Source organism: Streptomyces sp. NPDC002206 (assembly GCF_053593595.1).
In genome coordinates, this window is record NZ_JBSFCW010000003.1 from 142,038 (window position 1) to 154,745 (window position 12,708).

The 12,708-nt window shown below is 69.4% G+C and carries 14 protein-coding genes; 3 read left to right on the top strand and 11 right to left on the bottom strand.

What is annotated here, in order from left to right:
• Positions 1–75 precede the first annotated feature (75 nt).
• The 6 genes from cbiE to ACWCP8_RS08810 form a co-directional block, all read right to left on the bottom strand.
• Entirely contained in the window at positions 76–1,305 is a 1,230-nt protein-coding gene (gene cbiE / locus ACWCP8_RS08785; protein ID WP_352266129.1) for a precorrin-6y C5,15-methyltransferase (decarboxylating) subunit CbiE, read from the bottom strand.
• A 118-nt stretch (positions 1,306–1,423) separates the two neighbouring features.
• Positions 1,424–2,101, bottom strand: a complete 678-nt coding sequence (locus ACWCP8_RS08790) for a GNAT family N-acetyltransferase (protein WP_267006160.1) — start codon at positions 2,099–2,101, stop codon at positions 1,424–1,426.
• Positions 2,102–2,203: 102 nt separating this feature from the next.
• A complete protein-coding gene (locus tag ACWCP8_RS08795; RefSeq protein ID WP_326816751.1) occupies positions 2,204–3,070 on the bottom strand; it encodes a MetQ/NlpA family ABC transporter substrate-binding protein in 867 nt (288 codons plus the stop codon).
• A 74-nt stretch (positions 3,071–3,144) separates the two neighbouring features.
• Entirely contained in the window at positions 3,145–3,816 is a 672-nt protein-coding gene (locus ACWCP8_RS08800; RefSeq protein ID WP_451115009.1) for a methionine ABC transporter permease, read from the bottom strand.
• Positions 3,813–4,892, bottom strand: coding sequence for a methionine ABC transporter ATP-binding protein (locus ACWCP8_RS08805; RefSeq protein ID WP_352266127.1), 1,080 nt, complete (start codon positions 4,890–4,892; stop codon positions 3,813–3,815). Before ACWCP8_RS08805 ends, ACWCP8_RS08800 begins: the two co-directional genes overlap by 4 nt.
• Before the next feature lie 388 nt (positions 4,893–5,280).
• Positions 5,281–5,928 carry an HAD-IA family hydrolase gene (locus tag ACWCP8_RS08810; protein WP_451115012.1) on the bottom strand — a complete coding sequence of 216 codons (648 nt, stop codon included), beginning with the start codon at positions 5,926–5,928 and terminating at the stop codon, positions 5,281–5,283.
• 71 nt (positions 5,929–5,999) lie between these two features.
• On the opposite strand from ACWCP8_RS08810, the gene ACWCP8_RS08815 reads away from it, so the two are divergent.
• Complete coding sequence (locus tag ACWCP8_RS08815; protein ID WP_030968639.1) at positions 6,000–6,359, top strand: hypothetical protein; 360 nt, start codon at positions 6,000–6,002, stop codon at positions 6,357–6,359.
• Between the two features lie 2 nt (positions 6,360–6,361).
• On the top strand, positions 6,362–6,799 hold the full coding sequence (locus ACWCP8_RS08820) for a hypothetical protein (RefSeq protein ID WP_352266125.1): 438 nt from the start codon (positions 6,362–6,364) through the stop codon (positions 6,797–6,799).
• An 18-nt stretch (positions 6,800–6,817) separates the two neighbouring features.
• On the opposite strand, the gene ACWCP8_RS08825 is transcribed toward ACWCP8_RS08820, so the two are convergent.
• From ACWCP8_RS08825 to ACWCP8_RS08835, 3 genes are all read right to left on the bottom strand, one after another.
• Positions 6,818–7,321, bottom strand: a complete 504-nt coding sequence (locus tag ACWCP8_RS08825) for a GNAT family N-acetyltransferase (RefSeq protein WP_352266124.1) — start codon at positions 7,319–7,321, stop codon at positions 6,818–6,820.
• A 47-nt stretch (positions 7,322–7,368) separates the two neighbouring features.
• On the bottom strand, positions 7,369–7,917 hold the full coding sequence (locus tag ACWCP8_RS08830; RefSeq protein WP_355995497.1) for a sigma-70 RNA polymerase sigma factor region 4 domain-containing protein: 549 nt from the start codon (positions 7,915–7,917) through the stop codon (positions 7,369–7,371).
• Between the two features lie 99 nt (positions 7,918–8,016).
• Entirely contained in the window at positions 8,017–9,192 is a 1,176-nt protein-coding gene (locus ACWCP8_RS08835) for a glycerophosphodiester phosphodiesterase (RefSeq protein WP_451115015.1), read from the bottom strand.
• 235 nt (positions 9,193–9,427) lie between these two features.
• On the opposite strand from ACWCP8_RS08835, the gene ACWCP8_RS08840 reads away from it, so the two are divergent.
• Positions 9,428–10,099 carry a lysophospholipid acyltransferase family protein gene (locus ACWCP8_RS08840; protein WP_352266121.1) on the top strand — a complete coding sequence of 224 codons (672 nt, stop codon included), beginning with the start codon at positions 9,428–9,430 and terminating at the stop codon, positions 10,097–10,099.
• A gap of 112 nt (positions 10,100–10,211) precedes the next feature.
• On the opposite strand, the gene ACWCP8_RS08845 is transcribed toward ACWCP8_RS08840, so the two are convergent.
• Together ACWCP8_RS08845 and ACWCP8_RS08850 are read right to left on the bottom strand one after the other, a co-directional pair.
• Positions 10,212–11,756 (bottom strand): MFS transporter, encoded by a 1,545-nt coding sequence (locus ACWCP8_RS08845; RefSeq protein WP_451115018.1) that lies wholly within the window; start codon positions 11,754–11,756, stop codon positions 10,212–10,214.
• The gene (locus ACWCP8_RS08850) at positions 11,753–12,304 is read right to left on the bottom strand and encodes a TetR/AcrR family transcriptional regulator (protein WP_451115020.1); all 552 of its coding nucleotides are present in this window, start codon (positions 12,302–12,304) and stop codon (positions 11,753–11,755) included. Before ACWCP8_RS08850 ends, ACWCP8_RS08845 begins: the two co-directional genes overlap by 4 nt.
• Between the last annotated feature and the right edge of the window lie 404 nt (positions 12,305–12,708).

Sequence of the window (12,708 nt, forward strand, 5' to 3'; positions counted from 1 at the left end):
TGACGAACGAAGCGACGAACGGCCGGGTACGGTACAACGATCGGCCAGCCTACCCCGCGCCGTACGCCGACCGGGTCAGGGGGCGAGGTCCGAGCGCAGCGCTGAGAGCAGAAACACGACCGAGCGTTCGCGCTCCGACCATGCGGCCGTGTCGAGTTCGACGGACTGGAGGAGGGCGCACTCGACGGTGTATCCGTTCTCGGCAAGTGCCGCACCGAGCGCCTCGGCCTCGTCCCGGGTCGACGCATGGGTGACGATCCGCTCCGGCCTGCGGTCGGCGACAGCGGTGACGACGGGGACTCCGCCGCCACCGATCCGTACGACATCGGGCTCCGGCAGCCGCTCCAGCACGTGCGGGGCACGGCCCTGGACGACCTGGAGCTGTACGCCGAAGGCCCGGGCCGCAGCCGCCGTCCGGGCGCAGGCGTCCGGGTCGCTGTCGACGGCCAGCACCGCCGCACCGAACCCTGCAGCCTCCACCGCGAGAGCTCCGCCGCCGGAGCCGACGTCCCAGACGAGGTCGCCGGTACGCGGACCTAGCCGGGCGAGTTGGGCAGCCCGCAGCCCCGGGGACTCACCCTCGCCCGACTCCCCCTCGGGGTCCGTCGCGCTGCCGGGGTAGGCCTCCGAGGGCAGTGCCCAGCCGCGTACGCCCTGGGGGTGGCGGCCGGCGATCCAGGAGCCGGTGGACTGCTGCTCGGGGCCGCCACCGATGACGATCACGACGTTCGGATCGCGCCAGACGTGGTCGGCGGCCTTGTCGGAGGTGAGGACGGTGACCTGTTCGCGTGCGGTGCCGAGTTCCTCGCAGATGACGAAGGTCCGGTGCACGCCTTCGAGGAGCAGGGCGAGTTCGGCGGGGCCCGCGCCGGGCGAGGTGAGGACGGCGACCTTGTGGTGGGCCCGGCAGACGTTGACGGCGCGGCGCAGGGTGCGGGGGTGGGCGACGACGATCTGGGCGTCCTCCCAGGGCATTCCGGCGCGGGCGAACGCGGTGGCGACTGCGGACACGGCGGGCACGACTTCGACTTCCAGGCCGTGTTCGGGTGCGCGGAGATTGCGTACGACTCCGAAGAAGCCGGGGTCGCCGTCGGCGAGGACCACGGCGCTGCCGCGGTGGCCGGCGATCCTGCGGGCGGCAAGGTCGATGGAGCCGAGGCGGATCCGTTCGGCGGTTGCCGGGACTTCGGGGAGTGCGAGGTGGTGGGCGGCGCCCGCGACGAGGGTGGCGGCCGAGAGCGCGGCCCTGGCCGCTGCGGTCAGTGGCGAGCCGTCCCAGCCGATCACCGTGACCCGGTCGGCCATCTTTCGTCAGTCTCCTGGAGTTGTCGCAGGTGGGGCTGCCCACGAGCGGCGGGCAGGGTGAGAGTACCTGGTCCCCGACCGGTCCGGACCGGTGCGGTCCCCCGCGTCGGTTCCGGCGTCAGTTCCAGTCGCTGTATGTGCCGTAGCCGCCTGCGTCGGCCAGCTGCTCGGCGACTCCTTCGAGGTCCTCGGGAAGCAGCCCCCAGACGATCAGATCGGTCCTGATGTCGGTCCAGCCGCCGTCCTCGGTCTGGGTCCTCGCTATTCGGGCATTGCGCAGGACTCCCTCGCTGATGCAGCCGAGCTTCTGGGCGACCTGCTGGGAGGCGGTGTTGTCGGCGGCGGTGCGCAGTTCGATGCGTTCGAAGCCCTGGTCGCGGAAGAGCCACTGGGCGACGGCCAGCAGGGACTCGGTGGCGTATCCCTCACCTCGGGCCCAGGGGGCGGTGATGTACGCGGCCTCGGTGGCGAGGGTGCGCCAGTCGGTGTTCCGGAGCCGCACCGAGCCGACGAGGCGCTGGGTGAGGAACTCGGTGACGGCGAAGACTATTCCGTCACCGCTGGTGCGCTGCGCGGGGGCGATCCGGCGGACCCAGCGTTCCGCGTCGACCTGGGTGTAGGGGTGGGGCGCCTCCGTCCAGGCGGTGACGAGTTCGTCGTTCATCATCTCGATGTACGCGGGGACGTCCGTCATGTCGAACGGGCGCAGCACCAACCGATCCGTGCTGATGGAGATGGACGGAAAGGTGGAAGTCATGCGCAGCTCCATGCCGAAGACCGTGTAAAGGCACAGCATGCAGCATCGGGCGGACGTTGTGCATGGCCGGGTGCGCACGGCGGAGCCCCGCACACCCCGGTCGGGTGCGCGGGGCTCGGCCACGCGGATGCGGTACGGGTGTCAGGACTTGGCGACGGGGCCGAAGGCCGGGACGACGGAGCCCTGGTAGGTGTCCTCGATGAACTTCTTGACCTCGTCGGAGTGGAGCAGCTTGACGAGCTTCTGGACGCGGGCGTCCTTCTCGTTGCCCGCCTTCACGGCGAGGATGTTGGCGTACGGGTTGTCCTCCGCCTTCTCCAGCACGAGGGCGTCCTTGGCGGGCTGGAGCTTGGCCTCGATGGCGTAGTTGCCGTTGATGACGGCAGCGTCGACATCGTTCAGGGCGCGGGGCACGGTTGCGGCCTCCAGCTCCTTGAACTCCAGGCCCTTCTTGTCCGTGATGTCGCTGAGCTTGGCGTTGGTGCCGACGCCGTCCTTGACGGTGATCAGACCGTTCGCGGCGAGGAGCTGGAGCGCACGGCCCTCGTTGGTGGTGTCGTTCGGTACGGCGATGGTCTGGCCGGCCTTGATGTCCTTCAGGTCCTTGACCTTCTTGGAGTAGAGGCCGAGCGGCTCCAGGTGCACATTGGCGACCGCGACGATGTGGGTGTTGTTCTTCTTGTTGAAGTCGTCGAGGTACGGCACGTGCTGGAAGAAGTTGGCGTCGACCTGGCCGTTCTCGGTGGCGGTGTTCGGCAGGACGTAGTCCGTGAACTCCTTGACCTCCAGCTTGAGGCCCGCCTTGGCCGCCAGGTTCTTCTTGACGAAGTTCAGGATGTCGGCGTGCGGCGTCGGGGACGCGGCGACGACGAGCGCCTTGGAGGTGTCGGCCTTGGCGCCGGTCTCGCTCTTGGAGGCCGGGTCGGACGACGTGCCGCAGGCGGTGAGGCCGAAGGCGAGGGCGGCGGTGGCGGCGGCAGCTGCGGTGATCTTGATGTTCTTACGCACGAAAAGTGCCTCTTTCTGATGGTGAGGTGGTGCGCCCGGACAAGGAGTTCGGGCTTGTGAGCGGAGAGAAAGTCTCAGGAGGCGGTGCGGCCCCGGCGGGCCAGCAGGCGTACGGCCACGTCGCCGATCAGCTGGACCACGGTCACGATGACGATCAGCAGCGCAACGGTGATGAGCATGAACTGGTTGTCGAAGCGCTGGAATCCGTAGGTGACGGCCTTGGAGCCGAGCCCTTCGCCGCCGACCGCGCCGGCCATCGCGGAGTATCCGATGAGCACGATGACGGTGGTGGTGACCGCGGAGACGAGCGACGGCAGGGCCTGCGGCAGCAAGACCTTGCGCACGATCGTCGGAATGGATGCGCCCATCGACTGAACGGCTTCGACGAGCCCGTGGTCGACCTCGCGGACCGCCGTCTCGACGAGCCGGGCGAAGAACGGGATGGCGCCGACGGCGAGCGGCACGATCATCGCGGTCGGGCCGATGAAGGTGCCGACGACCCAGGTGGTGAAGGGGATCAGGGCGATCAGCAGGATGATGAACGGCAGCGAGCGGCCGATGTTCACGATCACGCCGACGACCTTGTTCACCACGGTGTTCTGGAGCAGTCCACCCTTGTCGGTGAGGACCAGCAGTACGCCGAGCGGCAGTCCGACGAGGACGGTGACGACCGCGGACCACAGCACCATGTAGAGGGTGTCGACGGTTCCCTGGGACAGCAGCGGCTGCATTTCGGACCAGGTCACTTGGCCACCTCCTTGGTGAGCGGGGTCTGGGTGAGTGCGGCGGGGGTCTGCGCGGGGATGCCGTCGGCGGCGGCCGTGTCCACGACCTCGGCCTGCAGGCCCTGCTCGCGCAGGAAGCCGATCGGGACGACGTTCTCCTCGAAGCGGCCGGGCAGCTCGATGCGCATCCGGCCGACCTGGTTGCCGCCGACGGTGTCCATCGCGGCGCCCAGGATCGAGATGTCGATGTTGTACGTACGGGAGAGCTGGGAGATCACCGGCTGGGTCGCGGCCTCGCCGTGGAAGGTGACGTCGACGACCGTGCGGTCGGGGCCGGAGGCCGTACCACCGACCGGGAACAGCTCGTGGGCCAGTTCGGAGCCGGGGGTGGCGAGCAGTTCGCCGACGGTGCCGGACTCGACGATGCGGCCCTTCCGCATGAGGGCGGCCGAGTCGCAGATCGTCTTGACGACGTCCATCTCGTGCGTGATGAGCAGGACGGTCAGGCCGAGCTGCCGGTTGAGGTCGCGCAGCAGTTGGAGGATGGAGCGGGTGGTCTCGGGGTCGAGGGCGGACGTCGCCTCGTCGGAGAGCAGCACCTTGGGGTCTCCGGCCAGCGCCCGGGCGATGCCGACGCGCTGCTTCTGGCCGCCGGAGAGCTGGCCGGGGTAGGCCTTCGCCTTGTCGGCCAGGCCGACCAGGTCGAGGAGTTCGAGGGCCTTGCGGGTGCGGTCGCGACCGGAGACGCCGAGGATCTCCAGCGGGAGTTCGATGTTGTCCTGGACGTTGCGCGAGGCCAGCAGGTTGAAGTGCTGGAAGACCATGCCGATACGGCTGCGCGCCTCGCGGAGCTCCTTGCCGGCCCGGCGGCCCCGGCCCGCGAGGGCGGTGAGGTCCTGGCCGGCCACGGTCACGGTGCCCGAGGTGGGGCGTTCCAGCAGGTTGATGCAGCGGATCAGGGAGGACTTGCCGGCGCCGCTCTGTCCGATGACGCCGTACACCTCGCCCTCGCGGACATGCAGGTCGACGCCGTCCAGGGCGGTGACGTCACGGCCGCGCGACTGATAGACCTTCGTGAGGCCCGTAGTGGTGATCACAGGGGTTTCCGTCACTGTCGAGTGCACGGCGCGGTGTCCGCCGGGCACGGGGCATTCGTCTGAAGAGACTGTTCGGACTCGGGTGTTCGGCCGGTGGGTCTCGGCACGGCTGCGGCGGCGTTCGGCCGGGGCAGGTACGTGCTGGAGCAGCTCGTTCCGCTGAGTGCGGACGGCGTGGGCTCGGTCTCGCTTCGGGGCGCGAGGCTCAGGCGGGGGCCCTCAGAAGGCGCGCATTCGACACATACAACGAGCACCGGGCGTCGTGATCGCCTCGGTCGCAAGGGTGCGGTTGCTCGTCGTGGTCATGCGCCAAGTAAAACAGACGTGACGTTCCGGCCTGCCTGCCTGTCCGTATAGCGGACAGCCGTGGACCGTCGTGACACGCGGTTCAGTCCGCGGTGGAGATTTCCACTCCCGCGGCTGTGACCTGCACCGATATGGCGGAGAGATCAGTAACGACCGCGTCGGCGACCAGCTCGGTGCGATCGTGCGTTGTGGCCAAGGCCACGGTCGTCATCCCGGCCGCCCGTCCGGCCCGCAGCCCGGCGGGGGCGTCCTCGAAGACCACGCAGCGGGCCGGGTCGACACCGAGGCGACGGGCCGCGAGGAGGTACGGCTCGGGGTCGGGCTTGCCGCGGGTGATGTCCTCGGCGGCGATCATCACCGGGAAGTCGATGCCTGCCTCGCGCAGCCGCGCCTCGCCCAGCGGGCGGGTGGCGGAGGTGACGACGGCCCAGCGGTGAGCGGGCAGCGAACCGAGCAGCTCCTTGGTGCCGGGGAGCACCACGACGCCACCGGGGACGCCCTCGACCTCCAGCTGTTCGATACGCGCCAGGGCCCCGTCGACCCGGTCCGCGGGCAGCAGCTCGGCGATGATCTCGACGGCCGTGCGGCCGTGCAGTTCGACGCCGGAGAAGTCCTCCGCCGTGACGCCGTACTCCTGTGCCCACCTGGTCCAGCACCGCTGGACGGACTCGATGGAGGAGAGCAGCGTTCCGTCGTTGTCGAACAGCAGAGCCTCGGCGTGGATCTTCATGCTCGCCGACCCTAGCGCCCGGGTATGGGGGCGCACGCAGGGGGCCTATTGGTCCGTAATACCCTCGGCTCATGCTCGACGCCCTGACGGTCGCGGTCTCCGTGACCGCGCTCGCCCTCGCCGCCTGGTGCGGTTTCGCCGCCTACCGGGACCAGCCGACCAAGGACTGGCACTTCATCGGAATGGCCGTGGTGTCGCTGCTGGCGCTGGCTCAACTGGTGGTGGGGATCGTGCAGCTCGCCCGGGGCGAGCGGCCGGACCAAGGCATGACGATCTTCATCTGCTATCTGATCGGTGCGTTTGCCGCCGTGCCGGCAGCAGGTTTCCTGTCGCTGACCGAGCGGACCCGATGGGGTTCGGTGACGGTGGCGGCGGGCGCGGTCGTGCTGGCCGTTCTGCAAGTACGGCTCTACGACATCTGGGGAAGCTGACCGTGACCGAGACCGACACCACCCCCGGTTCCGCACCCGGGCAGAAGGCCCGGTTCGAGCTGGGGACCGGCCCCGGCCGCGTACTCGTCTGGTTCTACGGGGTGTTCACCGTCGCGGCCGCCTCCCGCTCGATCGTCCAGATGATCCTGGACTTCGGCAGGGCGCCGCTCGCCTACGTGCTGTCGGCCGTCGCCGCCCTGGTGTACGGCTTCATCACGTACTCGCTCGTCCGCGGCGGCGAGAAGGCGCGCAGGACGGCGCTGGTGTGCTGCGCCGCCGAGCTCGTGGGCGTCCTGCTCGTCGGTACGTGGACTCTGGTCGAACCGTCGGCCTTCGCGGACGCCACCGTCTGGTCGTATCTGGGCAGGGACTACCTGTTCATCCCGGTGATCCTGCCGGTCACCGGGATGATCTGGCTCCGTCGCGCCAAGAACGTGTGACGTCCGCGTCGTCGCCGCTCAGGCGCTGGCGACGTAGGCCGGCGCGGCGGCGTCCTTCTCCAGCTGGATGAGCCGGACGCCGTCCTGACCGGTGATGTTGCCCACGGGTGCGTATCCCGCCCGCCGGTAGAGCCGCAGATTGGTCTCGCTGCGGTGCCCGGTCTGCAGCCGGAAGCGGGTGACCGACTGCTCGTCCGCAAGTGCGGACTCCGCGGCCCGCAGCAGCCGGGCGCCGAGCCCGTGCCCCTGGAGCCGGGGGTGGACGCAGAGCTTGGCTATCTGTCCGATGCCCTCCGGATCGGTGGATCCGCGTACCGCGCCGACTACTTCGTCCCCGAGCCGCGCCACGAACACCAGGTTCGCGGTCAGTTCGTCGCGCACCGATTCGAGGGTCTGCACAAGCGGGTCGATCCGGTAGTTCCCGTACAGCTCCGCCTCGCTCTGAAAGCAGAGGTACTGGAGCTTCAAGATCTGTTCGGCGTCCTCTGTCGTCGCCGCCGAGATGATCACACTCATGCCCATGTGTGCATGCCTCCCGCTCACCTGATCCGCCGGTTGCCTAACAGCTCCTATCCCCGCAGTTCAGGAACGACAACCTCCACCGCGAGCATTCTGCGCAGACATCCAAGGCATCGGGAACGGATCGGGCCCAAACTGCCTTGTGACATACCCAACTTCCCTGCGATCTCCCGGTAGGTGGGGTCGCCCGGAGCGAGCATCGCGGCGAGCAGCCCGGCGCACCGCCCGGGCAGCCGGTCCACCGCGGCGTGCAGCGCCCTGCGTTCGTCGGCGCCGACCGCCAACCGCTCGGGGCAGCGGGCGGGATCCGCGGTGGTCTCGTCGGCGTACGGACGTTCGCGCCGGGCGGTACGGCGGGCGCGACGCACCTCCGCCCGTACGGTGTCGCGGACCCAGCGCGCCGGGTCCGCCGGCGGCCGCTGATCCGCCAGCAGCTCCAGCAGCCGCAGCCAGACGGCCTGTTCGAGATCGGCGGGTTCGACGGCCGCGCCTGCCGCCGCGTCGCTCGCCTCGGCCGTCGCCTCGGCGCTGACGAGGGGGTACAGGGCGTGGACCACGGCCGCGGGAGGCTGGGCGGCGGCGTCTGCGAGAAGCGTCATACCCCACCCGACGTGGACCGGCGGGGGGCCGGTTGCCGTCCGCGGGACGCACCACCCGACCGGGGCATGCCCGGCCGGATGCTGACGTGGGCGGCGGTGTCAGTTCCCGGTGAAGTCGGCCGCGGCAAGCAGAGCCGTGTCCGGGTTGTCAGAGAAGATCCCGTCAATGCCTGTCGAGAAGTACGTCCGGAACGCGCCGAATGCGTCGCCGTACGCGTTGGGGTCCGTACCGCGCCGGAAGTCGGCGGGCAAGAAGGTGTTCTCGTTGCGCATGGTGTACGGGTGCAGGATCAGGCCCTGCGCGTGCGCGTCCTTCACCAGGGTGGTCGGCGTGGTGAGCCGGCCCGACGCGTCCTTGGGGATGATCAGGTCCAGGGTGGGGCCGATGCCCTGCGCGAAGGACGCCAGCCATGTCAGCCCCGAGGGCTTCACGAGATCGTCGACGGTGCGCGGGTCACCGGTCGCCACGAAGTCCCAGGGCTTCGATCCCGCGCCGGAGAGCAGGACGACACGCGGGGTGGCGACGAGCTTCGACAGCCGCTGAATGCTGGTGGGCTCGAAGGACTGGAGGATGAGCGGCGACTGCTTGCGGTGGCGGTCGTAGTGGCGCAGCAGCTTGGCAAGCGGCTCCTCCAGGCCGAGGCCGAGGCCGCGGAAGTAGGTGGGGTGCTTGGTCTCGACGTACAGCCAGACCTGCTTCCCGCGCCTGCGGCCCTCACGGTCGGCCCACTGGAGCACCTCTTCGAAGGTGGGGACCTCCCAGCGGCCGTCGTAGAGCGTGTTCTTCTGGCGGTTGCCGGGGATGCGCTCCTTGGCGCGGAGCGTCTTCAGCTCGGCGAGGGTGAAGTCCTCGGTGAACCAGCCGGTGAGGGAGACCCCGTCGACGGTCTTTGTCGTTTTGCGGCTCGCGAACTCGGGGTGGGCGGAGACATCGGTGGTGGCGGTGATGTCGTTCTCGTGACGGCAGACAAGGTGGCCGTCCTTGGTGGGTACCAGGTCCTGCTCGATGATGTGCGCACCCATGTCGAGTGCCAGCTGGTACGAGCCGAGGGTGTGCTCGGGGCGGTAGCCGCTGGTGCCGCGGTGCCCGATGACGGTCGGCACCGGCAGGTCCAGCCGGTGACCGTGGCTGCCGGACCGGTCGTCGACCGACCCGGTGGTGTTCTCGGCGGCGTTCGCCGTGCCCGGCAGTCCGAGGGCGGCCGCGCCCAGTACGGCCGCTCCCACTCCCAGGACGGTCCGCCGACCGGGGTTCGCCTGCGCACGCTCTGTCATGACTGCTCCCTCGCATGTGATGTGTGGCACCGTCGAGCGAGGCCCGATCGTAGGGAACTGCACCATCCGCACAGCAGCCCGTGGACGAACATGGCGGAAACACACGTCAACACTGCGTATCCACTCGATGAACCCGATGTGCGATCAGCGAGTACCCGCGAGTATCGTCCTCACCTGCATATACCGTCACGATCCCGCGCCTCGGCCGACCCTGGCCACTACACCGGAGGAACCGTTGTCCCGACACGCACTCATCAAGGCAGTGCTCGGACCGCTCTTGCGCCTGATGTTCCGCCCCCAGGTGGAAGGCGTGGAGAACATCCCCGGAGACGGTCCGGTGATCCTCGCGGGCAACCATCTGACATTCATCGACTCGATGATCATGCCGATCTGCTGCGACCGGCCGGTGTTCTACATCGGCAAGGACGAGTACGTGACGGGCACGGGGCTCAAGGGCCGGATGATGGCCTGGTTCTTCACCGGCTGCGGCATGATCCCGGTGGACCGGGACGGCGGACGCGGCGGTGTCGCGGCGCTGATGACGGGCAGTCGGGTGCTGGAGCAGGGCAAGGCGTTCGCCATCTACCCGGAGGGCACCCGCTCCCCCGACGGGCGGCTCTACCGGGGCCGTACGGGCATCGCACGGCTGACGCTGATGACGGGCGCGCCGGTGGTGCCGTTCGCGATGATCGGCACGGACAAGCTGCAGCCCGGCGGTGCGGGACTCCCCAGGCCCGGCAAGGTGACGGTCCGGTTCGGTGAGCCGATGGAGTTCTCCCGCTACGAGGGCATGGACCGCGACCGCTACGTGCTGCGGGCGGTGACGGACTCCGTGATGGCCGAGGTGATGCGGCTCTCCGGCCAGGAGTACGTCGACATGTATGCGACGAAGGCCAAGGCCGCCTGATCCGGCGGACCCGGCGGATATCCGAAGGGCCCGTACCCCGCTTGGCGGTACGGGCCCTTCCGTATCTGAGAACCACTCGTACGGCCGAAGGCACGGCAGCTCGCGGGCGGCTCTACGGATGCTCGATCTCCTCCTCCAGCGCCTGGCCGCGCAGCAGGAACCAGGCGGCGGCCGCCGTCGCGATCAGGACCGCCGCGCCGATGCCCGCGGCGATGTGCAACCCGTCGACGAACGAGTCCTGTGCCGCCGAGACCAGTGCGTGCGCCTGATCCGCCGGAAGGCCCTGGGCCGCTTCGACGGCGCCGCCCAGGGATTCGTGGGCCGCCGCGGCGGCATCGGCCGGGACGCCGTGCGGGGTGACGAAGTCCTGGTAGACGCCGGTGACGATGGAGCCGAGCAGCGCGATGCCGAGGGCCGCGCCGAGTTCGTACGCCGTCTCGGAGACCGCGGACGCGGAGCCCGCGTGCTCCTTCGGGACGCTGGAGAGGATCACGTCGGAGGTCACGGTGAAGGCGAAGCCCGCGCCGATGCCGACGACCAGCAGCAGCAGACCGATCAGTGGATAGCCGGTCTCCTGGTGGACGAAGGTGACGGCAGCGAGCGCGACGCCGACTGCCGCGAGCCCGGCGGACACCACGAACCGGACCGTGAACCGGCGAGCAGCCTGACCGGCGATCAGACCGCAGGTCACCGCGCCGACTGCGGCCGGCAACTCGGCGAGTCCGGCCTCCAGCGGACCGCGCCCCTGGACCAGTTGCAGGAACTGGGAGAGGAAGAAGACCAGCCCGGACAGGCCGAGGATGGTCAGCAGATCGGCGAGGACCGCGCCCGAGAAACCCCGGTGGTGGAACAGCCGCATGTCCAGCAGCGGATCCGGCAGCTTGAGCTGCCTGCGTACGAACCAGCAGAGCGCGGCCGCACCGCCGATGCCGGCGACGGCAACCTCCCAGCTCGCTCCGTGCGCGGCCAGATCCTTGATGGCGTACACGACACCGATCATGCCGATCAGGGAGAGCGCGACACTCATCAGGTCCCAGGGGCCCGGCGCCGGGTTCTTCGACTCGGGGATCATCCTGACACCGACGACCACGAGGACCGCCATCACCGGCAGGTTGATCAGGAAGACCGACCCCCACCAGAAATGCTCCAGCAGGAACCCGCCGACGACCGGGCCGACGGCCGCGCCCGCGGAGGCCATGGCGCCCCAGATGCCGATGGCGAGTGAGCGCTCACGCGGGTCGTTGAAGAGATTGCGGATCAGGGCGAGGGTGGACGGCATCAAGGTGGCGCCCGCGACGCCGAGCAGCGCCCGCGCCAGAATCATCGTCTCGGGGCTGTTCGCGTACGCGTTGAGCACGGAGACCGCGCCGAACGCGATGGCGCCGCTCAGCAGCAGCTTCTTGCGGCCGATGCGGTCACCGAGGCTGCCCATGGAGACCAGGAGCCCGGCGATGACGAACGAGTAGACGTCGCCGATCCAGAGCAGCTGGGTGCCGGTCGGCTCGAGATCCTCGGTGAGAAACGGCGTCGCAAGGCCCAGGACCGTGGCGTCGATGGCCACCAGCAGGACGGCGAGGACGAGCACGGCCAGCGCGATCCACCGTCCGGGGCGGCGCAGCTCGTCCGAGGTCTCCGCGTGCTGTTCGATGCTGGTCATTGCTCCACGCTCCGGCGTGCTCCGCCGAGCAACAACTCGACGATCATGTACTGGAAGTCCTGTCCGGCGACCCGGCCCGCCTGGACGGCCCAGGCGCCGGTGGAGACGAGCCCGTACAGGGCCTCGGTCAGCCAGGCGGGGGTCAGGTCGATCCGGAACTCGCCGCGCTCCTGGCCGCGCCGGAAGAAGGCGGAGACCCGCGCGTCCAGCCGGTTCCAGCCCTCGTTCATCTCGTCGCCCTCGAAGAGCTGGTTCTCGGTGACGAGGAAGGACAGCAGTCCGGCGCTCGGTTCGACAGCCGCGATCAGCCGACGCAGCGCCTGCTCCGAGGGTCCTTCGTCGAGCGCGGCGGCGTCGAGGGCTGCTTCGAACTCCTGGATTCCCAGGTTCTCCAACGCCCTGACCAGGGCGTCCCGTCCGGCGAAGTGCCGGTGCAGGGTGGCGCGTCCGATGCCCGCGGTCTTGGCGACCTCATCCATGGTGGCGGTCGATTTACGGGTCAGTAGAGCGGCGGCGCTGCGCAGCATCTGCTCACGGTCGACAGTCATGAGACAACTATAACCCAAATGAGACACCATCGTCTCATTCCTGATCCCGACTCTCCGGTGTGAAGTGCTGGTTGCCGGCACCTATCGGGCGCCGGGGCGGCGTCCGGGCGCCCGAAAGGAGGAGATGCGAGTCGGTCGGGGCACCACGGTCGCGGGCGACCTCAACTCGATGCTTCGGCCGAGGTCTGCCAGGTCGATGGTCGTCATGCGAGCGACCCTAGGCTCCCGCAGGACCGTCTCCGGCACGTCGTGACCGGGCGGGTCCGCGATTCACCGGTTCGCGCACCGTCGCGCTTCTGCGCGCCGACTGCTTCATGACCCGGGTCGTAGGCATCCACCGGACGGGCGGACAGCCAGTCGCCAGTGGCTCGTGAAGAGGGCCGACAGTGCCGTACGAGGCGCGG